At 68.4% G+C, this 20,248-nt stretch carries 19 protein-coding genes; 10 read left to right on the plus strand and 9 right to left on the minus strand.

Annotated features, from left to right (window positions below; genetic code table 11):
• The first annotated feature begins 3 nt into the window (after nucleotides 1-3).
• Nucleotides 4-327, plus strand: coding sequence for a hypothetical protein (locus ACFULV_RS02865; RefSeq protein WP_378638174.1), 324 nt, complete (start codon nucleotides 4-6; stop codon nucleotides 325-327).
• Here ACFULV_RS02865 and ACFULV_RS02870 read toward each other — a convergent pair.
• A complete protein-coding gene (locus tag ACFULV_RS02870) occupies nucleotides 324-608 on the minus strand; it encodes a hypothetical protein (protein WP_378638172.1) in 285 nt (94 codons plus the stop codon). The genes ACFULV_RS02865 and ACFULV_RS02870 overlap by 4 nt on opposite strands.
• Nucleotides 609-860: 252 nt before the next feature.
• A complete protein-coding gene (locus ACFULV_RS02875) occupies nucleotides 861-1,814 on the minus strand; it encodes a DoxX family protein (protein WP_378652352.1) in 954 nt (317 codons plus the stop codon).
• 121 nt (nucleotides 1,815-1,935) lie between these two features.
• Here ACFULV_RS02875 and ACFULV_RS02880 point away from each other — a divergent pair, with 121 nt between their 5' ends.
• A complete protein-coding gene (locus ACFULV_RS02880; RefSeq protein ID WP_378652355.1) occupies nucleotides 1,936-2,535 on the plus strand; it encodes a class I SAM-dependent methyltransferase in 600 nt (199 codons plus the stop codon).
• Nucleotides 2,536-2,541: 6 nt separating this feature from the next.
• On the opposite strand, the gene ACFULV_RS02885 is transcribed toward ACFULV_RS02880, so the two are convergent.
• The 5 genes from ACFULV_RS02885 to ACFULV_RS02905 all read right to left on the minus strand — a co-directional run bounded on the left by ACFULV_RS02885 (nucleotide 2,542) and on the right by ACFULV_RS02905 (nucleotide 7,826).
• Nucleotides 2,542-3,063 (minus strand): ATP-binding protein, encoded by a 522-nt coding sequence (locus ACFULV_RS02885; RefSeq protein ID WP_378652357.1) that lies wholly within the window; start codon nucleotides 3,061-3,063, stop codon nucleotides 2,542-2,544.
• Between the two features lie 67 nt (nucleotides 3,064-3,130).
• On the minus strand, nucleotides 3,131-4,087 hold the full coding sequence (locus ACFULV_RS02890; protein WP_378652360.1) for an alpha/beta fold hydrolase: 957 nt from the start codon (nucleotides 4,085-4,087) through the stop codon (nucleotides 3,131-3,133).
• A gap of 161 nt (nucleotides 4,088-4,248) precedes the next feature.
• A complete protein-coding gene (locus tag ACFULV_RS02895; RefSeq protein WP_378652363.1) occupies nucleotides 4,249-5,553 on the minus strand; it encodes a cytochrome P450 in 1,305 nt (434 codons plus the stop codon).
• Between the two features lie 164 nt (nucleotides 5,554-5,717).
• Complete coding sequence (ychF, locus tag ACFULV_RS02900) at nucleotides 5,718-6,797, minus strand: redox-regulated ATPase YchF (RefSeq protein ID WP_378652366.1); 1,080 nt, start codon at nucleotides 6,795-6,797, stop codon at nucleotides 5,718-5,720.
• A 111-nt stretch (nucleotides 6,798-6,908) separates the two neighbouring features.
• Complete coding sequence (locus ACFULV_RS02905) at nucleotides 6,909-7,826, minus strand: zinc-binding alcohol dehydrogenase family protein (RefSeq protein WP_378638149.1); 918 nt, start codon at nucleotides 7,824-7,826, stop codon at nucleotides 6,909-6,911.
• Between the two features lie 193 nt (nucleotides 7,827-8,019).
• On the opposite strand from ACFULV_RS02905, the gene ACFULV_RS02910 reads away from it, so the two are divergent.
• The 7 genes from ACFULV_RS02910 (at nucleotide 8,020) to ACFULV_RS02940 (ending at nucleotide 14,738) form a co-directional block, all read left to right on the plus strand.
• Entirely contained in the window at nucleotides 8,020-8,850 is an 831-nt protein-coding gene (locus ACFULV_RS02910) for a helix-turn-helix domain-containing protein (protein WP_378652370.1), read from the plus strand.
• Between the two features lie 16 nt (nucleotides 8,851-8,866).
• Nucleotides 8,867-9,277, plus strand: coding sequence for a VOC family protein (locus ACFULV_RS02915; RefSeq protein ID WP_378652373.1), 411 nt, complete (start codon nucleotides 8,867-8,869; stop codon nucleotides 9,275-9,277).
• A 125-nt stretch (nucleotides 9,278-9,402) separates the two neighbouring features.
• Complete coding sequence (locus ACFULV_RS02920) at nucleotides 9,403-11,655, plus strand: carbon starvation CstA family protein (protein WP_378638141.1); 2,253 nt, start codon at nucleotides 9,403-9,405, stop codon at nucleotides 11,653-11,655.
• A gap of 107 nt (nucleotides 11,656-11,762) precedes the next feature.
• Nucleotides 11,763-11,933 carry a YbdD/YjiX family protein gene (locus tag ACFULV_RS02925; RefSeq protein WP_378638424.1) on the plus strand — a complete coding sequence of 57 codons (171 nt, stop codon included), beginning with the start codon at nucleotides 11,763-11,765 and terminating at the stop codon, nucleotides 11,931-11,933.
• 67 nt (nucleotides 11,934-12,000) lie between these two features.
• Complete coding sequence (locus tag ACFULV_RS02930) at nucleotides 12,001-13,503, plus strand: AlkA N-terminal domain-containing protein (protein ID WP_378652376.1); 1,503 nt, start codon at nucleotides 12,001-12,003, stop codon at nucleotides 13,501-13,503.
• On the plus strand, nucleotides 13,496-14,008 hold the full coding sequence (locus ACFULV_RS02935) for a methylated-DNA--[protein]-cysteine S-methyltransferase (protein ID WP_378652378.1): 513 nt from the start codon (nucleotides 13,496-13,498) through the stop codon (nucleotides 14,006-14,008). The genes ACFULV_RS02930 and ACFULV_RS02935 overlap by 8 nt, the downstream gene beginning before the upstream one ends.
• A 76-nt stretch (nucleotides 14,009-14,084) precedes the next feature.
• A complete protein-coding gene (locus ACFULV_RS02940; protein ID WP_378638134.1) occupies nucleotides 14,085-14,738 on the plus strand; it encodes a YitT family protein in 654 nt (217 codons plus the stop codon).
• A gap of 32 nt (nucleotides 14,739-14,770) precedes the next feature.
• Here ACFULV_RS02940 and ACFULV_RS02945 read toward each other — a convergent pair whose 3' ends face one another.
• Together ACFULV_RS02945 and ACFULV_RS02950 are read right to left on the minus strand one after the other, a co-directional pair.
• Entirely contained in the window at nucleotides 14,771-18,247 is a 3,477-nt protein-coding gene (locus ACFULV_RS02945; RefSeq protein ID WP_378652381.1) for an AAA family ATPase, read from the minus strand.
• A gap of 46 nt (nucleotides 18,248-18,293) precedes the next feature.
• A complete protein-coding gene (locus ACFULV_RS02950; RefSeq protein ID WP_378652383.1) occupies nucleotides 18,294-19,481 on the minus strand; it encodes an exonuclease SbcCD subunit D in 1,188 nt (395 codons plus the stop codon).
• A gap of 182 nt (nucleotides 19,482-19,663) precedes the next feature.
• On the opposite strand from ACFULV_RS02950, the gene ACFULV_RS02955 reads away from it, so the two are divergent.
• Nucleotides 19,664-20,248: DNA recombination protein RmuC (locus tag ACFULV_RS02955; RefSeq protein WP_378652386.1), on the plus strand; the 585-nt coding region annotated here is incomplete at its 3' end.

Consider the following 20,248-nt stretch of genomic DNA (forward strand, 5'->3'; position numbering starts at 1 on the left):
GGCGTGGTCACTCACCGGTCTACCCGCCCGAGCTGGCTTTCCTGGGACAACTACTTCGTCGGCGTCGGCGGCCTGGTCCTCGGCCTGTGCTTCGGCATCTGCGCCGCGCTGATCGCCGGGCCGGGACACAATCTCGCGGCGATCGTCCTCGTCGCGCTCGCCGTGCTCTGCGTCCTGCCCGCGCTGCTGCGCGCCCTCGGCGAACTCAGCGTGTGGGTGCGCCTGGCGATCCTGCTGATCGGCTTCGCGCTGCTGCTGCCCGCGATTCTGCTCAGCGGCGAGGTGCGCGACTGGGCAGCGGAGCGCTGGGAAAAAACCTGGAACTAGCTGTTGCGCAGCGGGACCGAGAGCAGCATGCGCAGGGTGTTGTGGATGAACTGCGTCGACTGCCAGGTGAGATAGGAAGCGACCGCCGGATCGACCGCACCCGACCCGGACGCCGAACCCGAGGCCAAGTCCGCGGAACCGCTGGCCGAACCGGATGCCGAGCCCGAACCCGGAAGCGCCGCGGCGGTTCCCGCCGAACCGAGCAGCCCGATCAGCACCGCCGCTCCCACCACTGCGACTCGAACGGCATACGGCTTGGACGTTTCACGACCGGACAACATCAGATGGATCCCACTCTGTCGAAAAGCATTGCGAATGCCCAGTATTCACACCAGAACTCACCGCCAAACCTAATTCGCCGGGATTGCCCCGATGTCAGGTTCGCGCGGTGAGTTCGTCGGTATGCCCGACCCCGGATTTATGGTGCGCCACAGTAGGTAGGAGCGCCAGACCACGATTATCGGGGCATCACGGACAGACCGGTCGGATCGGCCACGTCATCGTGGATCCGGCCTGCCTCCGAGCTTCGGGTGCTATCGCCTCGACCACCGGCGGGTGGGAGCAGCGATCTCCTCACGCTCCCGCGCCGCCGCGGCCAATTCCGAACCGCGTTCGCGGGCCGTATCGACCAGATACGTGCCGCGTTCGCGCGCGGCTTCGGCCAGCTCGGGGCCCTTCTCCTTGGCGACGTCGGCAATCTGGGCACCGCGAGTGCGCGCGGCCTCGGCCACCTCGGGACCGCGGTCCTTGGCCACCTCGACCAGGTGAGCGCCACGGCTGCGCACCGCCTCGGCCACCTCGGGACCACGATCCTTGGCCACCTCGACCAGATGGGCACTGCGGCTGCGCACCGCGTCGGCCAGCTGCGGCCCACGTTCGCGGGCGATCTCGGCCAGCGCGGTGCCCCGCTCGTTCGCGACCTCCGCCAGATGCGCGCCCTGCTCGTGGGCGACATCGGCGAGATGCGCGCCACGAACCTTGGCCGCCGCGGCGATGGCAGCGCCTTCGGCCGCGATGCGGGGCTCCTCACGCGAGAACGCGCGCCGGGCCCGCCAGCCCAGCGACGGCTTGCCCTCGGTGTCGGCCGCCGCGATCATCAGCCCGCCGAGCAACCCGAGGTCCTTCAAGAACCCCACCCGCTTGACCGCCCTGCGGTCCGGGTCGTTCTCGGCCCAGAAGTCCTGCTCGGTGACGGTTCCCGGCACCACGGTCGCGGCGAGCACAAGAGCCGCGGGCCGCGGCGCGCGGCCGCTGGCCAGCAACAACCCACCCACCACCTGCACCGCGGAGTTCACGCGCACGAATTGACTCGGATCGTCGGGCACCCGTGCCGCCAGTGCGTCGGGCAGGCCGGTCCTGCCCTTCTCGGCCAGCGCGTTGGCGGCGGCGGCGCGGGGCTTCTGATTCATCAACCCGTTCACTCCGGCGGCCACGAATGTGGTCCCCAGCAGTGCGCGAGCAATGCGTCGAACAGGCTTGATCGGCATCGTCGATCCCTTCGTGTCTACGACTGGGAAAACGGCTCCCTACATTCGACTACCCGGGTCTTCTCATCACAAACGGTGGACGGAACCGGGCATGCCCTGTTCAGTGACTAGCGTCGACCGGGTGCCCGACAACACCGTCCAAGCCGCCTACACCGCCATCCACACCCTCTACATCGATCTCTTCGGCTCCCCTTCCGACCTCGCCCCCGACGACGCGGCCTTCGCCCTCACCCACCTGACCCCTGGCCCCGTCCTCGATCTCGGCTGCGGCCCCGGAAACTTCACGAAATTGCTCACCGACGCGGGTGTCCCCGCCACCGGCATAGACCTGGTCCCCGAATTCATCGCCTACGCGCGGACGGCCTACCCGGACATCCCGTTCGAGCTCGGCTCGATCCGCGCCCTCGACGCCCCCACCGCGTCCGTCCCGGGCATCCTCGCCTGGTTCTCGCTCATCCACATGACCCCCGCGGAACTCCCCACCGTGCTGGCGGAATTCCACCGGGTGCTCACCCCGGACGGCCGCCTGGTGATCGGCTTCTTCGAGTCCACCGACACCGTCGAACCCTTCCCCCACAAAGTCACCACCGCCTACCGCTACCCCACCGACCAGCTCTCCGAAATCCTGCGCGAAGCCGGATTCACCGAGGTCGATCGCCTCCACCACCCCGCAGTGGGGGACGTCCGGCCCCACTCCGCGCTGGCGGTCGTCAAGTCGTGAACCCTGTCACTTGTTCACGGCGTCCGCGATCTGCTGGGCAGCCTCATCAGGGGTGAGAAGCGTGGTGTCCACGACCTCGGCCTCGCTGTGCAGCCACGTACGGGCAGCCTCCGCGTAGGGCTCGAGATACGCGAGACGGAATGCCGAAGGGCCGAGGGCGGTATCGCCCTCGATGCGCCCGCGCAGGGTCTGCTGGTCCGCGTGGAGGACGAAGTGCCGGACCGGGATCGCGTGCCGCGCGAGCCCGGTGCTGATCTCGCGCCAGTACTGCTCGACCAGCACGGTCATCGGCATCACCAGCGTGCCGCCGGTGTAGTCGAGAATGTGCCGGGCGGTCTCGACCACCAGGGGTCGCCACGGTGGCCAATGCTGGAAGTTGTTCGTCGCGGGCAGCCCCGGTGTGACGTCCATGAGCGTCTCACCGACCTTCTCGGCATCGAACACCCGCGAATCCGGAATCAGCTGTTGCACGAGCCCACTGGTCGTCGTCTTGCCCGCGCCATGGGTCCCGTTGAGCCAAACGATCACAGAATCGGACCGTAGCAGCTATTTCGCCGACGGCACCGGCCGATCCGTCCAGCGGTGGCCGGCCGGCTCAGGCCGCGAGGGCCAGCTGGGCGCGTGTCGGCCGACCGGCGCGGTCCGCGCGGGCGACCAGGCGGGCGATGGCCTGGGCGACCTGGGCGGGCTGTTCGAGGATGACCGAGTGACCCGCGCCGTCGATCTGAACGAAGTCGGCGTAGTCGACGGCGGCGGCCATGGCGACCGAATGCGACGGCGGCGTCATCAGGTCGGCGGAACCGCACAGGATCATGGTGGGGATGGTCGAGAGGGTGGCCAGGGCGGCAGTGCGGTCGAAGGTCTTGAAGGCGCTCAGGAAGGTGGCCATGGTCACGATCGACGTCGCGTTGTGCATCGCCTCGGCCAGTGCCAGCACGCGCCGGCTGACCTTGCGATCACCGAACTCGGCGGCGCGCACGACCGGAGCGAAGACCTTGCAGGCCAGCACTTTCGCGTGCTGCATCAGCCGCGGTGCGCGCCGCACCGCGGCCTGGAAGACAGGAACGATCGGGTTGTGCAGCAGTCGGCCGAAGCCCGCGTCGGCGAGCCCGCTCGCGGCGGTGGCGACGAGCCCGGCACCGACGATGCGCGTCCCGACCTCGTGCCGGTACTGGTCGACGTAGGTCAGCACGGTCATGCCACCCATCGAATGCCCGACCAGCACGACCGGGCCGGTCGGCGCGACAACGTCGAGCACGTCGTGCAGATCATGACCGAGCTGTTCGATGTTGTAGGTCTTCCTCGACGCGGTCGCGGAGTCGCCGTGCCCGCGATGGTCGTAGCAGACGACCTTGGCACCGGAGTGCTCGCGCAGCAGCGCGTCCCGCACATCCGTCCACGACTCGGTCCGCAGGCAATGCCCGTGAATGAGAACAACCGTCATGTCCGCGTTCCGCGCCCCGTATTCCCGAACCGCGAGCTCCACCCCGTCACCGGTCGACACCGAGACACGACGCTCCGCCGAGTGGGCGATTGTGCTGATGATCGACATCGGAGCCTCCGGTTTCGCGTGTGGTGACAGGTTCAACTCTCCACCGAAACGGGATTCACCAGCAGGTCCCCGAGTGCTTGGACCGCTCCTCCGAGGGTGCGCAGAACACCACCTAGGTGTCGCTCGTTCGAGCTCGCCCGGCGGAGGGTGTGCTGAGCGGGTCAGCCGATGGGGACCTGGCTGCGGACGCGTGGACCGGTGTGGGCGGGCAGGTGCTGATAACCGTGCAGGGTGAACAGCGGCCGACGGGTGGGCGGATGGGTCAATCGCAGATCCGGATATGTCTCGAACAGCGCGCGCAGGGCATGCGCCGCTTCCATCCGGGCCAGACCGGCGCCGAGGCATACATGACTACCGCTGCTGAAGGACAGATGATTCTTGGCGTTGCCCCTGGTCACGTCGAACCGGGCCGGGTCGGTGAACACGGCGGGGTCGCGGTTCGCGCCGGCCAGCGACAGCACCACCGTCGACCCTTCGCGCAACCGCACACCACCGATCTCCAGCGCTGTCCTGGTGGTGCGAGCGGTGGACTGCACCGGCGGATCGATCCGGAGGATCTCCTCCACCGCGTTGGGCCAGAGATCCGGCTCGGCACGCAACCGGTCCAGCTGCTCGGGGTGCTGGAGCAACCAGACGATGCCCTTGCCGATCAGGTTGACCGTGGTCTCGAAACCCGCGGCCATCAGCAGGGTCGCCGACGCGCACAGTTCGTAGGTGGACAGATCCCCCGAGGTGACCAGGCTGCTGAGGATGTCGTCGCCGGGCTCGGCGCGGAGCCGCTCGAGGTGCTCGACGAGATACCGGTGCAGTCGCTCCGAGGATTCCATCGCCCGCTGGTGCGTCTGCCAAGAGATTCCGAGGTCGAGCAACGGACTGATCTCGTCGCCCCAGTGCAGGAACATCTCGCGGTCGGCGTCCGGGAAGCCGAGCATCTCGGAGATGATGGCGATGGGCACCTGCGCCGCGTACCGCGTCACCAGGTCGGTGGGCCCGTCGTCGGGGAGTGCCGCCAGCAGTTCGGCGGTGACCGTCTCGATCCGGTCGCGCAGCCGGGCGATGGCACGCGGGGTGAACGCCGCGGAGACCGGTTTACGCATCCGGTTGTGCTCGGGCTCGTCGACCACCAGCATCGACGGCGGATCCATCAGATTCGGCGGGAGGGGCCGACGCTCCAGCGCGCGCATCACCGGCCCCGGAATCCCGAACACAGTCGGTATACCGACACCGAAACGGTTGTCGCGCAATATTTCCCGGACCATATCGTGATCGAAGGTGATCCATACCGGAAGGGCACGGATCAACCCACCCTCCCCGCGCATCTCCTCGATCAGCGCGTACGGATTCTCGATACCCTCCGCACCGCCGATCAAGCGAGCGAACGGATTGCCACGCCGGATCAGAATCTTCTTGAACAGCAGTACCAGCCCGTGATTGTTGACCCACCGATACATGTAATGCGGTTTCATCCAGCCCTCCGTCGTTCGAACCGGCGCATCCTGTGGTTGCAACGAATAGCACACGGCTATAACTAACATCACAGGGCGCGCGGGACCGCAGGAAGGGGATCTCGAGAGCATGGGGAGGCAGATCGTGCGCCTGAGGCTTCGCCGATCGCCCCAGGCGCAAGGGATTACACGTTGAAGCGGAAGTCGCAGACGTCGCCGTCTTGCATGACGTATTCCTTGCCCTCCATGCGGACCTTGCCCGCGGCCTTGGCGGCGGCCATCGATCCCGCTTCGACCAGGTCGTCGAAGGCGACGAGTTCGACCTTGATGAAGCCGCGTTCGAAGTCGGTGTGGATGACGCCGGCGGCCTTGGGGGCGGTGTCGCCCTGGTGGATGGTCCAGGCTCGGGATTCCTTGGGGCCTGCGGTGAGGTAGGTCTGCAGACCGAGGGTGTGGAAACCGGCGCGGGCGAGGGCGTGCAGGCCGGGTTCGGTCTGGCCGATGGATTCCAGGAGTTCGAGGGCGGATTCGTCGTCGAGTTCGAGGAGTTCGGCTTCGACCTTGGCGTCGAGGAAGACAGCGTCGGCGGGGGCGACGGAGGCCTTCAGCTCGGCGACCTTGGCCTCGTCGGTGAGGACGGACTCGTCGGCGTTGAAGACGTAGAGGAACGGCTTGATGGTGAGCAGGGAGAGCTCACGCAGCAGGTCGGCGTCGATCTTCTTGCCCGCGGCGAACAGCGTGGTGCCCTCGTTGAGGAAACCCTCGGCGACCTTGGCGGCGTCGAGCAGGGGCTTGCGGTCCTTCTTGACCCTGGCTTCCTTCTCGAGGCGCGGGATGGCCTTCTCCAGGGTTTGCAGGTCGGCGAGGATGAGCTCGGTTTCGATGACCTCGATGTCGGCGGCGGCGTCGACCCGGCCGTCGACGTGGATCACGTCGTCGTCGGCGAACACGCGCACGACCTGGCAGATCGCGTCGGCCTCACGGATATTGGCGAGGAACTTGTTGCCCAGGCCGGCACCTTCGGAGGCGCCCTTCACGATGCCGGCGATGTCGACGAACGACACCACGGCGGGGACGATCTTCTCGGAACCGAAGATCTCGGCGAGCTTGTTCAGGCGCGGGTCGGGCAGCGGGACCACGCCGACGTTGGGCTCGATGGTCGCGAACGGGTAGTTCGCGGCCAGCACGTCGTTCTTGGTCAGCGCGTTGAACAGCGTCGACTTTCCGACATTGGGCAGGCCGACGATTCCGAGGGTGAGGCTCACTGGGTTTATCTTGCCGCACCTGCGGCGCGGCGGGTTCGCGGCCCCCTTGTGGCCCGCTGGTCGGGTAGCTGACCAGCGAGCCGGACCGCGAACGGCCTCCCGACGGATCGGTCAGGGAACGAGGACGACCTTGCCCAGGTTGGCGCGCTGCTCGATGACCGCGTGGGCGGCAGCGGCGTCGTCGAGGGCGAACTCGGCGTGCACGACCGGATGCAGCAGGCCGGAGGCGTAGTACTGCCACACCTCCTGGCGCAGGTCCTCGTAGCGAGCCGGGTCGCGCTGGGCGAGACGGCCGATCCGGAAACCGGTGAGGGATTTGCCGCCCGCGAGGAGGTCTTCGGTGTCGATGAGACCGCCGCCGGTGCCGTAGGTAACCGCGCGACCGCCTTCGGCGAGACCGGCCAGGGTGCCGCCGAGGCCGGTGCCACCGACACCGTCGAGGGCGTAATCGGCCTGCTTGCCGCAGTGCAGCTGGTCGTAGGTGAATACCTCGTCGGCGCCGAGTTCACGGACGAAGTCGACCTTCGACTCGTCGGAGACCGCGCCGACCACCCAGCTCGCGCCACGCACGCGGGCCAGCTGCACCGCGAGGTGGCCGACACCGCCCGCGGCGGCGGTGACCAGCGCGGTTTCTCCTTCGCGCGGTACGGCGGTGTCCAGTGCGCCGAGAGCGACGAGACCGCTGCGCATCAGGGCGACGGCGTCGACGGCGGACGCGCCGTCCGGGATAGCCGAGACCTGGTCGATCGCGAGGACGACGTACTCGGCGTACGCGTCAGCGGTGCACAGGCCGACCACGCGGTATCCGGCGCTGTAGCCGTCGACGCCGTCACCGACCGCGACGACCTCACCGGCCACCTCGGCGCGGACCTGCTCCGCGTCGCCACTGATCCGCCGAATCGCCGACAGGGTGACCCCGATCGCCTCGACCCGCACCAGCAGCTCACCGGCACCGGGCACCGGCACCTCGGCCGCGACGACTTCGAGCGCCTCCGAACCACTGCCGCGCTCGTATTGAACCCGCCGCATGACACCTCCTACGTAAATTGAGCGAAGGCGCAAGATTAACCGGCTGACCTCGCGTTTCCACAGACCATGAGCCCGTGAGTGCGAAATCTCACCGCCTCCGCCGCGCTGCGGAGAGCACCTTCACGGTCCGGTTACCCCGCGGCGATGCTCGAGACGCGTGGGCAATCCCACACGCCCGGCGTAGCGTTGCCGTATGGAGGCGACCACGGAGGTGGTGACCGCGGCCCCCGCGCCGGTGCTGGCAGCGTTCATCGACCGGTACGTGGGCTATCGACTCGCGGGTTTCGAGCCGGGCTTGCATCGCGGCCTCCCCTCACGGCACATGACGTTCATCGTCGCCATCGGCCCGACCATCGACGTCGTCGAGCAGACCGACCCGCACCAGGCCCCCGGCAGCTACCGCTGTGTCTTGAGCGGCCTGCAGGCGAGCCCGGCGATGATCGCGCACACCGGCTTTCAGGAAGGTGTCGCGATCGAGCTGACCCCGCTGGGTTGCCGGGTGCTGTTCGGCATGCCCGCGAGCGAACTGTGGGACATGTCGATCGAATGCTCCCAAGCACAAAGAACTCTGGGCGATCAACTCGCCGATGCCGTGCAGTCGCAACAGGATTGGCCGAGCCGGTTCGCCGCGTGCGATCGTGCCTTGACCGCCGCGGCACGCACCGACACGCTGGCCGGACCCGAATTGACGTGGGCCTGGCACGCTCTCGTGAAAACCGGCGGCACCTGCTCTATCACCCCGCTCGCCGATCGGATCGGCTGGACCCGCCAGCACCTGACCCGCAAGTTCACCGCCGAATTCGGCGCGAGCCCCAAGCTGGCCGCGCGGATCATCCGATTCGAGCGAGCCAAGCGCATGCTGGCAGGCACCCCCTCCTATGTCTCCATCGCCCAGATCGCGACTACCTGTGGCTACTACGACCAGGCGCACCTGAACCGCGACTTCGCCGAGCTGGCGGGCGTGGCCCCCACCGCCTGGCTCGCCGAGGAGATTCCATCCGTCCAAGACCCGAACGGCCCATAAGCGCGAGGCTGAACACATGGACACCACAGCTGACAACCGGACCACCATCTGGCCCTGCCTCGCCTTCGACGACGCCCGCGCCATGATCGAGTTCCTCACCACCGCCTTCGGTTTCGAAGCGACCGCGGTCTACGCCAGGGAAAACGACGACGCGGTCGTCGAACACGGTGAACTGCGTTGGCCGGGCGGCGGCGGCATCATGTTCGGCTCCACCGGCCGCGACAACACCCCGTTCGGCACCCGGCCACCGGGCGTCGCCAATCTCTACCTGGTCACCGACGACCCCGACGCGCTCTACGGCAGGGCGAAGGCCGCGGGCGCGACGATCATCCGCGACCTGCGCGACGAGGACTACGGCTCCCGCGGCTTCAGCGCCGCCGACCCGGAAGGCAACCTCTGGAGCTTCGGAACGTACCGAGGCGAATGACCTGCTGAACAAAATTTCATTCTGCGCACGATCGTGTGCGAACCTCTCCGTCGCAGTTCGGCGATCGGCTACGTTGTCGATTGCTTCACCCGAGGCTCTGCGCGTTATACAGGAGAGTTGAGTCAATGGCGACCATCGAACATCTGCGGACCGACCCGGACTTGCCTCCGGTCGGTGTCGTCGATCGCACGCCGATCACGCCCGCCAAGAAGGCCGTGTTCGCGGGGATCGCCGTTCTCGGCGCCATCGCGTGGGCGATCATCGCGTTCGTGCGCGGCGAGTCCGTGAACGCGGTGTGGATCGTGATCGCGGCGGTCTGTACCTACATCATCGCCTACCGCTTCTACGCGCGGTTCATCGAGTGGAAGATCACCAAGCCGCGCGACGACGTGGCCACGCCCGCCGAAATCTATGACAACGGCAAGGATTTCATGCCGATGGACCGGCGGGTGCTCTACGGGCACCACTTCGCCGCCATCGCGGGCGCCGGTCCGCTGGTCGGTCCGGTGCTGGCCGCGCAGATGGGTTATCTGCCCGGCACCATCTGGATCATCGTCGGTGTGGTCTTCGCCGGTGCGGTGCAGGACTACCTGGTGCTGTGGGCCTCCACCCGTCGGCGCGGCCGCAGCCTCGGTCAGATGGCGCGCGACGAGCTCGGCCTCGTCGGTGGCGTCGCGGCGATCGTGGCGATTCTGGTGATCATGACGATCCTGCTCGCGGTGCTCGCGCTGGTCGTGGTGAACGCGCTCGGCGAGAGCCCGTGGGGCGTGTTCTCCATCGCGATGACCGTCCCGATCGCGCTGTTCATGGGCGTGTACCTGCGGTATCTGCGGCCGGGTGCGGTCGGCGAGGTGTCGGCCATCGGCATCGTGTTGCTGCTGGCCGCGATCATCGGCGGCGGCTGGGTCTCCGAAACCGAGTGGGGCGCGGACTGGTTCACCCTCTCGCGCACCACCATCGCGTGGTGCCTGATCGCCTACGGCTTCATCGCCTCGGTCTTGCCGGTGTGGCTGCTGCTCGCGCCGCGTGACTACCTGTCGACGTTCATGAAGGTCGGCACGATCGTGCTGCTCGCGGTCGGCATCCTGATCACGATGCCGGTGCTGAAGGCGCCCGCCGTCTCCGAATTCGCCCACACCGGTGCGGGTCCCGCGTTCGCGGGCAGCCTGTTCCCGTTCCTGTTCATCACCATCGCGTGCGGTGCGCTCTCGGGTTTCCACGCGCTGGTCTCCTCGGGCACGACGCCGAAACTGCTGGCCAAGGAATCCAACGCCAGGATGATCGGCTACGGCGGCATGCTGATGGAGTCGTTCGTCGCGGTGATGGCGATCATCACCGCCTCGATCATCGACCAGCACCTGTACTTCGGCATGAACGCCTCGGCCGGACTCACCGGTGGCACGGCCGAAGGCGCTGCCAAGTTCACGAATTCGCTCGGGCTGTCGGGTCCGCCCGCGACGCCGGAACTGTTCAGCGACGCGGCCGCCGATGTGGGCGAGAAGTCGATCGTCTCGCGCACCGGTGGCGCCCCGACCCTGGCGGTCGGCATCTCCGAGGTCTTCTCCCAATTCCTCGGCGGCTCGACGATGAAGGCGTTCTGGTACCACTTCGCGATCATGTTCGAGGCGTTGTTCATCCTCACCACCATCGACGCCGGCACCCGCGTCGCGCGGTTCCTGGTGTCGGACGCGCTCGGCAACTTCGGCGGCGGATTCAAGAAGTTCCGTGATCCGTCGTGGCGGATCGGCGCCTGGCTGTGCTCGCTGATCGTGGTCGCGGGCTGGGGCGGGGTGCTGCTGATGGGCGTCAACGACCCGTTCGGTGGCATCAACGCGCTGTATCCGCTGTTCGGCATCGCCAACCAGCTGCTCGCCGCGATCGCGCTCACCGTGGTGCTCACGATCATCGTCAAGCGTGGGCAGTGGAAGTGGGCGTGGATTCCCGGTGTGCCGCTGGCCTGGGATCTGCTGGTCACGATGACCGCGTCCTGGCAGAAGATCTTCTCCGACGATCCCAAGCTCGGTTACTGGAAGCAGCACAGCCTGTGTCAGGCGGCCAAGGACGCGGGCAAGGCCTGCCTGACGGCCAAGACGCCCGAGCAGGTCGACATCGCGATCCGCAACACCTTCATCCAGGGCACGTTGTCGATCGTGTTCGCGGTGCTGGTGCTGATCGTCACCGTCGTCGGTGTGCTGGTGTGCGCGAAGGCGATTCGCACAGGCACGGTGACCAGCACCGAGTCCGAGGAACAGCCGTCGAAGATCTTCGCCCCGAGCGGTTTCGTCGCCACCTCCGCCGAGAAGGACGTGCAGAAGGAGTGGGACGTGCTGATCGCCGAGGGCAAGGTGAGCGCGCCCGGATCGGCGCACGTCTCTTGAGTGTGACCAGGGATGCGGACGGCCGGTTCAGTGGATCGGCCGTCCGCGCCCCTGCCGTCACCGCTGCCATCGGACCTCGCGAGATCGTCCGGCGAGTCTGGGCGGCGATGCGCGGTGTCGCGCGCTGGTACAGCGCGATCAACGGCGGCCAGGACTACCAGCGCTATGTCGACCACATGCGTCGCACGCACCCGGGTGCCCCGGTGCCGTCCGTGCGCGACTACTGGCGCGAACGCTATGCCGAAGCCGACCGGAATCCCACCAATCGCTGCTGCTGATCGCGGTTCGAGGCACGCGGGATCGGTGGCCGATTTCCGCTAGCACCTTGTCCCGGCGGGTGCCATTGTGGAACTCGTGACCATCACTGCTTTGGACTTCGAGGGCTGCTACCGGGCGGTCTCCACCCGCGACTCCCGCTTCGACGGGCAGTTCTTCACCGCGGTACGCACGACCGGCATCTATTGCAGGCCCTCGTGCCCGGCGATCACACCCAAGCGGGCCAATGTGTCGTTTCTGCCCACCGCGGCGGCGGCGCAGCAAGCCGGTTATCGCGCCTGCCGCCGGTGCCTGCCCGATGCCGCGCCGGGGTCACCCCTGTGGAATGTGCGAGCCGACCTGGCCGCGCGCGCCATGCGGCTGATCGGCGACGGGGTGATCGAGCGTGGCGGGGTACCCGGGCTGGCCGCCACCCTCGGCTATTCGCAGCGCCAGCTCACCCGGGTGCTCACCACCGAACTCGGGGCCGGGCCGCTCGCGCTGGCCAGGGCGCATCGTGCGCACACCGCGCGGCTGCTGATCCAGACCACCGAGATGCCGATGTCGGACATCGCGTTCGCGGCGGGGTTCGCCAGCATTCGGCAGTTCAACGACACCGTGCGCGAGGTCTTCGCGGTGAGCCCGACGACGATGCGGACCGAATTACGCCGGTCGCCGCGCGCCGATGTGGTCGCGCCCGGCACCCCCGGATTGCTGACCTTGCGGCTGCCGTACCGCGAGCCGCTCGATACCGGGTGGCTGACCTGGTTCCTCTCGGCGCACGCGGTGGCCGGGACGGAACAGTGGGAGGACGGGGTCTACACGCGCAGCCTGCGTACTCCGCACGGGCACGCGACTGTTCGGCTGTCTTTTCAGCCCGGTCATGTGCGGGCGGAGTTGGCATTGCGGGATATGCGTGATCTCGCTCCGACTGTCGCCCGGGTACGGCGTCTGCTCGATCTGGACGCGGATCCGCTGGGGATCGACGCGGCACTCGGCATCGACGCAACGGCCGGAGCCGACTTCACGCCGGGGATTCGAGTGCCCGGGTGCCTTGATGGATCAGAGTTGTTGCTGTGCACGATGATCGGGCAACAGATCTCGGTGCGGGCAGCGGGGACGCATGTCGCGCGGCTGGTGGACGCACTCGGCGAGCCGATCGAAGGACCGGTGCCCCGACTGTTCCCGACGGCCGAGGCGGTCGCCGAACACGGTGCCGAGGTGCTGACCGGGCCCGCGCGCAGGGTGGCCGCGATCGTGTCCGCGGCGCGGGCGCTCGCCGACGGCGAACTGGTCCTGCACTCCGGCCGTACCGCCGATGATCTGCGGCGCGACCTGCTCGCACTCGATGGGGTCGGGCCGTGGACCGCCGACTACGTCACCATGCGATCGCTGGCCGATCCCGACATCCTGCTCGACACCGACCTCGTCGTGCGCCAAGGAGCCGCGCGAGCCGGGATCGACCTCGGCGACACCACCCGCTGGGCGCCGTGGCGCTCCTATCTGTCGATGCACTTGTGGAAGATCGCGCTCGAACATCGTGGCGCGCTTGTCCGTGAACCCTCTCCTCAGGAAGCGAAAACCCATGACTGACACTGCTCTTCGTCTCGCCGATGTCGCGACCGTCAGCACGCCGATCGGCCCGTTCACCACCATCGTCGATGCCGACGGTGCCGTGCTGGCCTCGGGCTGGACCGGCGACCCGACCACGCTGACCGGCCTGATCCACACGACACTGCGCCCGGCCGAACTGCGGCAACGGGATTCGCTCGGCGCGGTGACCAAGGCCGTCACCGATTATCACGCGGGTGATCTCACCGCCATCGACGCGATCGCGGTGCGTCAACAGTCCGGTGAGTTCCTCGTCCATGCCTGGGAAGTCCTGCGCAAGGTACCGGCCGGTGAACCGGTCACCTACACGGAGTTCGCCGGACTCTCCGGGCGTCCGGCCGCCACGCGGGCCGCGGCCAACGCCTGCGCGCGCAACTCCGCCGCGCTGTTCGTGCCGTGCCATCGTGTGCTGCGGATCGGCGGAGCGCTCGGCGGATTCCGGTGGGGGCTGCAAGCCAAGGCCTGGTTGCTCGCGCACGAAAGCTGAGCATCGGCACACGATCAGGCCAGTGATCGCCGATTGGCTCTTTTTTCCAGGTCCAGTAGGCCGGATTCTGTTACCTATGCTCACTCGTCGATTGGTCGCGCTGTACGTCGGTTTGTGGTTGTACGGCACCTCGATGGCAGTGATGATCCGAGCAGGACTCGGGCTCGACCCGTGGGACGTGTTCCACCAAGGGGTCGCCGCGCATGTGCCGTTGAGTTTCGGTGTAGTGACCGCGCTGACCGGGATCGCTGTGCTGCTCGCGTGGATTCCGCTGCGGCAGCGGCCGGGGCTGGGGACCGTCAGCAACGTGGTGGTGATCGCGATCGCGGTCGACGCCGGATTGTGGATGATCCCCGCCGTGGACGGCGTGTGGCTGCGGGTGCTGGCCATGGTCGCCGCGGTGGTGGTGAACGCGGCGGCGACAGTGCTCTACATCGGTGCGGGGATGGGTCCCGGTCCGCGCGATGGACTGATGACTGGACTGGTCGCGCGGACCGGCTGGCCGGTGTGGTCGGTTCGCACCGGGATCGAGGTCTCGGTGCTGACCACCGGGTGGTTCCTCGGCGGCAGCGTGGGAATCGGCACGCTGGTCTATGCCTTCGGAATCGGCCCGCTGGTCCAGCTGATGATCCCGTTCGTCGACGGCAAGCTTCCCGGATTCACGCCGCTCGCCCGTCAGGAAGCGGCACCATCGGTGGAGCGTCCGCAGGCTCCCGCCGCGCCGTGCTGACAGCGGACGCGGTGACGGCATCGCCGGGCGGACTAGGCGACGGTGGCTTCAAGTCGCGATCCTGCCCGGCCGCGCACCACGTGGAGGCGACTGGGGATGCGCTGGCGCATTTCGTCTACGTGGCTGACGACGCCGACCACGCGGCCGTTCGCCCGCAGTTCGTCGAGGACACCCATGACGGCGTCGAGGGTGTCGGCGTCGAGGCTGCCGAAGCCTTCGTCGATGAACAGGGTGTCCAGGACCAGTCCGCCGGTTTCGGCGGCGACCACATCGGCCAGACCGAGCGCCAATGCCAGTGAGGCCATGAAGGTTTCGCCGCCGGAGAGCGTTTTCGCCGAACGGATCGCGCCGGTGTAGTCGTCGCGGACATCGAGCCCGAGGCCGCCGCGCCTGCCCCGTGGGCCCGCCTTGTCCGAGTGGACGAATTCGTAACGGCCACCCGACATCCGCCGCAGACGCAGTGATCCAGCGACCGCGACCTCTTCGAGCCGCGCCGCGAGAACATAGGAGCGCAACGACATTCGCCGGTTGTTCTCGCCCCGGCCCGCGACCACTTCCGCCAGGGCCGCCAGCTCGTCGAAGACACGCTGCTCGGGCGCGATCCGCTCGACCTCACCCCACAGCTGCGCCCCCAGCTGCTCGAGCTGGGCGACCCGCTCGGTGGCCGCCGACCGGTCCGCCACCGCCGCGGTGAGCGCACTCTGCGCTTCGGTGAAACGCTGCTCGAGCGCGTTCAGGTCGCCCGGCGTCTGCTCGGCGACCGCCTGGATCCCAGGCTCGGCGAGCACCGTCTCGGCATGGGCGCGGGCCCGGTCCGCGGCGGTGAGTTCGGCTTCGATCGCGGCCTGCTGCTGCGCCGTCCGCGCGACGGCAGTGACGACCTGGGCGTAGGCAGTCAGCAGGGCGATGTCGTCGCGCGGCGGTGCTGGTTCGACCACCGGGACATCATGGACCGGCTCGTCGTCGACTGGCTCCTCGTCGAGGGGCTCGTCATCGAAAAGATCGAACAGGCTGGGCATTTCGGGCTCGCTACGGATCGCCCGAGCTCGGCCTCCACTCGCCTCTTCGCGGCCCGTACTCGCCGACTCCTCGGTGCCGCGCTCGCCTGCAGCGGCCGGCTGGGCCTCAACACCCGAATCCACGTTCGAATCCGCACCAACACCGGTCTCGGCAACGACGCCCGTCTCGGTGACGACAACCGCCTCCGAGGCAACGCCCGGTTCGGGAATGACGCCCGTCTCGGCGTCGGCATCGGCATCGTCGACCGCAGTTCGGCCGGCGGTACGGCTCGTCGATTCGTGTGCCTCTCGCTGCGCACTCTCCTCGTATCCCTCCGGGACGAGACCTGCTGTGCGGGCGAGGTTTTCCACGCGGGTGGCGATGGTGCGGACAGCGTCGCGGGCGGTGGCTTCCTCGGTACGGGCGGTGCGGAGGGTGGTGGCGGCGCTGATGAGGGATTCGAGGCGGGTGGTGCGGGCGTCGACGGTGGTGTCGGCGCCCGCGGCGGCACGCAGGCGGGTGGTGAGTTCTTCGAGGCGCGTGCGGGTGGCCGCGATGTTGGCCGTGCTGGTGCCGAGGCGGGCGTCCAAGTCGCGGGACTGCTCGTGCAGGGCGGCTTCCTCGGTGCGCAGGGCCTCGAGGCGACCGGTCAGAGCGGGGGCGCGTTCGGCGGCTTCGGCCGTGTCGTCGAAGCGGTGGGTGGCGGTGCGGACCGCGTCGGCGAGGGCGACAGGGTCGGCGTCGCCACCACGCACGGTCAGCGCCTCGATCTCGCGTTCGATGGCGCTGATGCGTTCGGCGAGGCGATCCCGCGCGGCCTCCGCGACCTGTTCGGCCGCCTGCGCGGCGTCCTCGGCGTCCTTGGACACCGCGCCGTCGGTGGGCTGCGCGGGCTCCGGGTGATCGGCGGACCCGCAGACCGTGCACGGCGCGCCCTCGGTGAGCGCGCCCGCGAGTTCGGCGGCCATGCCGGCCAGGCGGCGGGTGCGCAGGTCGAGGACACGCTCCCTGGCGTCGAGGTGGGCGCGCCAGGCCGTGTCGTGTTCACCGCGCGCTGCGTCCAAAACCGGTCGGCGACGGGCGATCTCGACAGCGGCGGCCGCCGAGTCCTGCCACTTGGCCAGCTCGTTGCGAATTCCGGGCAGCGCGGCGGCCGCGTCGGTGGCCTCGCGGAGCTGTTCCTGAGCAGAACCGATCAGTGCCGGCAGTTCGACCCGCCGCTGCGCCAACTCCGCCGCACGCCGCGTGAGCTGGGCGGATTCGCTCTCGTGAGCGGCGAGATCGTCGGTGAGCCTGCGTGCGATCACCGCATCCGCGCGCACCTCACCGAGCACACCGAGCAGCGCGTTCCACTGGCTGATCGCCGCATCGAGATCACCATGGACGTCCACGACGCCGCCATCGGTGTTCGGCTCGGCCGCCACGACGGTCAGCAGGCCCACACCCGCGATATCGGCCGCCGCCGGTGCATTCAGACGGTCGGCCAGATCAGCTGCGGCGCCGCGGGTGGCGGCTTCCGAGCGACGCAGGCCACGGACCCCGGAGCGAGCCTCGTCGATGGCCTGGACGACGGGTTCAGCCCGGCGAGCTCGGTCGAGTTCGCGTTCGAGTTCGGCGCGGCGAGGAGCGGAGGCGGTGTAGGCATCCAGTTCGGTGCGGGCCGCGGCCATCCGGGTGCGCAGCTCGGTGACGCGGCGTTGCTCTTCGGCTTCGGTGCGGGCCTCAGCCGATTCTTTCTGGCGCAGTTCGGCATTCGTGGTCGCCTCGGCGAGGGCGGTACGCGCGGTGGCCAGCAGTTCCTGAGACCACGTCACCGAATCCTTGATGCCGATCGATTCCGCGCCGCCGTAACCCGCCGCCATGCCGACCTTGGTGATCAGGCGGTCGATGCCCTGTTGGCGCGAGGTGAGATCGCTTTCGGCCGCGCGTCGCCGATCCGACAACCATTTCTCGGCAGTACCGAAACGTTGGGTGTCGAAGAGCTTCTCGAGCAGTTTCTCGCGGTCCTCGTTCTCCGCTCGCAGGAATTTGGCGAAGTCGCCCTGTGGGAGCAGCACCACCTGGAAGAACTGGTCGGCGCTCATGCCGAGCAGACGCAGCACCTCGTCGCCGATATCGGTGATGCGCGAGAGGTTCTCACCGCTGCCGTCGAGCCAGGTGAGCGTCGCCTGGGGTTGCAGCAGCCGGGTTCCGGTGCCGTTCTTCTTCGGGCGCTCGAATTCGGGCGAGCGGGTCAGGCGCAGCAGGCGGCCGCCGAGCGTGGCCTCGAGCACGACACTCGGCGGTGTCTGCGGATCGGCGTGGTCGGAGTGCAGACGCTTGCTCTCGCCGCGCGCCCCCGGCACCTTGCCGTACAGGGCGAAGGCGATGGCGTCGAGGATGGTCGTCTTGCCCGCACCCGTATGTCCGTGGAGCAGGAACAGCCCGTCGGCGCCGAGTGCGTCGAAATCGACGACGGTGGTCTCGGCGAACGGTCCGAACGCGGTGATTTCGAGCCGGTGCAGCCTCACGCGACGACCCCGGCGACGAGCGCCGCCGCGAACCCGGCGTGGGGGCTCACGCAGTCAGCTCCGATGCCACGGACTCCTGGGCGGATTCGCCTCGGCCCGAATCGGTTTCGCGAACCGCCGCGGCCAGCGCCCGCTCCACCCATGCCATCTCCCCCTTGCTCGGTGTGCCACGCACGTCGGTCAGGAAGCTCGCCGCGACCTCCGTGTCGCGACGACCGTGCACCCGCTCGCGGTAGTGCAACTCCGGATTGCCTTCCGGTCGTGCCCATTCCACGTGCACCGCGTGCGGGAACCGCTCGCGCAGCTTACGCATCGGATCCACCGGACGGGTGGTGTCGGTGATCGTGGCGGACACGTAATGCTCTTCGGCCGCAGCGTATTCGGCGCCGGTGAGCAGGGAATCGATGGTGCCGGTGAGCCTGCTGAGCCCGCGCACCAGCGGCAGCTCGTGGCGGTGCACCGCCGCCAGACCCTTCGCGTCGAGGTCGACGATCCAGACCGCCTTGCGATGGGAGCTCTCACCGAACGAATACGGCAGCGGGGATCCGCTGTAGCGCACCGATTCCGAGAGCGTCTGCGGCGAATGCAGGTGCCCGAGCGCCACATAGTCGATGCCGTCGAAGGCCGACATCGACACCGTCTCCACGCCACCCACCGAAATGGACCGTTCCGAACCCGTCGCCTCGCCGCCGATCACGAACGCGTGCGCCAGCACCACCGTGCGGGTGCCGGACCTGGCGGCGATGTCGTCACGAATCCGGCTCATCGCGGCATCGAGGATCTCCGCGTGCGAGTGCGCCTGGGGCACACCGAGTTCGGTCCGGGTGATCTCCGGTTCCAGATACGGGATGCCGTAGAAGGCCACGTCGCCGTCGTCATCGGACAGCACGATCGGGCGGTGCGCGTCGGCGACCCGCGTGCACAGGTGCAAGCCACCGGCCGCGGCGAAGCTCGCGCCCGCACCGAGTCTGGCGGGCGAGTCGTGATTGCCCGAGGTGGCGACGATCGTCGCGCCCGCCGCCCGGATCGCCTCGAATCCACGATTGCAGACCCCTATGGCATCGGCGTTGGGGATGGAGCGGTCGTAGATGTCGCCGGGCACCACCACCACATCGATCGATTCGGCCGCGACCAGCTCCGCGACGGCCGACAGCACCCGTGCCTGATCGGCCAGCAGGTCGACACCGTGAAAGGTGCGCCCGATGTGCCAGTCGGAGGTGTGCAGGATCCGCATGTCGCGAACCGTAGGGCACACCCCCGACAGAATTCAATCGACGCACCACACGCGTGTAATTCATCGGCGTGGCGCGCGCAGCGGCGCACACCGCCGGGATGTCCCGAGCGATCCGCCGCCGCCATGCCCGGTTTGCCCGGGAATTGCGAACTTGTCGGTGGCCTCGGGCAGTATCGCCTCCCATGACCGCTTCGATGCTCGTCGCGCTCGTCTTCGTCTTCGCCGCAGGCTTCGGTCTCGGCTGGCTGGGGCATTCCGCCCGGGGTGGCCAACGCGCCGCCGCCGCGGAGGCCCGGCTCGCCGCGGCGGGCGACAATCAACGGTTGCTGCAGCAGTCGCTGCACTCGGCCAACGAGGATGCGGCGCGCAGGCATTCGGCCGCGATCGGCGCGATGGTCGATCCGCTGCGCGACGCGGTCGGCGCGTTGGAACAGCAGATCCGGCAGGTCGAACACCATCGGATCGACGCGTACTCGGGATTGCGCGAGCAGGTCGCGGGCATGCAACGCACCTCGCATCGGCTCTCCGATCAGACCGGCCAGCTGGTCGCCGCGCTGCGGGCGCCGCAGGTGCGCGGTCGGTGGGGTGAGATCCAGCTGGAACGCGTGGTCGAACTGGCCGGCATGACCCGGCACTGCGACTTCGATACCCAGGTATCCCGGCCCGGCGGCGACGATCGGGGCGTGGTCCGGCCAGACATGGTGGTGCGGCTGGCCGGCGGCAGGCACATCGTCGTCGACGCGAAGGTGCCGTTCTCGGCGTATCTC

This window comes from Nocardia sp. NPDC057272, assembly GCF_042668615.1.
Taxonomy (GTDB): Bacteria; Actinomycetota; Actinomycetes; order Mycobacteriales; family Mycobacteriaceae; genus Nocardia.

Bases quoted from the DNA above. Each gene is read 5' to 3' on its own strand.
- ACFULV_RS02870 (WP_378638172.1), bottom strand. From the start codon at position 608: ATGTTGTCCGGTCGTGAAACGTCCAAGCCGTATGCCGTTCGAGTCGCA.
- ACFULV_RS02875 (WP_378652352.1), bottom strand. From the start codon at position 1,814: ATGCCGATCAAGCCTGTTCGACGCATTGCTCGCGCACTGCTGGGGACC.
- ACFULV_RS02890 (WP_378652360.1), bottom strand. From the start codon at position 4,087: ATGTCGATCATCAGCACAATCGCCCACTCGGCGGAGCGTCGTGTCTCG.
- ACFULV_RS02895 (WP_378652363.1), bottom strand. From the start codon at position 5,553: ATGAAACCGCATTACATGTATCGGTGGGTCAACAATCACGGGCTGGTA.
- ACFULV_RS02905 (WP_378638149.1), bottom strand. From the start codon at position 7,826: ATGCGGCGGGTTCAATACGAGCGCGGCAGTGGTTCGGAGGCGCTCGAA.
- ACFULV_RS02910 (WP_378652370.1), top strand. From the start codon at position 8,020: ATGGAGGCGACCACGGAGGTGGTGACCGCGGCCCCCGCGCCGGTGCTG.
- ACFULV_RS02915 (WP_378652373.1), top strand. From the start codon at position 8,867: ATGGACACCACAGCTGACAACCGGACCACCATCTGGCCCTGCCTCGCC.
- ACFULV_RS02920 (WP_378638141.1), top strand. From the start codon at position 9,403: ATGGCGACCATCGAACATCTGCGGACCGACCCGGACTTGCCTCCGGTC.
- ACFULV_RS02925 (WP_378638424.1), top strand. From the start codon at position 11,763: ATGCGCGGTGTCGCGCGCTGGTACAGCGCGATCAACGGCGGCCAGGAC.
- ACFULV_RS02935 (WP_378652378.1), top strand. From the start codon at position 13,496: ATGACTGACACTGCTCTTCGTCTCGCCGATGTCGCGACCGTCAGCACG.
- ACFULV_RS02940 (WP_378638134.1), top strand. From the start codon at position 14,085: ATGCTCACTCGTCGATTGGTCGCGCTGTACGTCGGTTTGTGGTTGTAC.
- ACFULV_RS02950 (WP_378652383.1), bottom strand. From the start codon at position 19,481: ATGCGGATCCTGCACACCTCCGACTGGCACATCGGGCGCACCTTTCAC.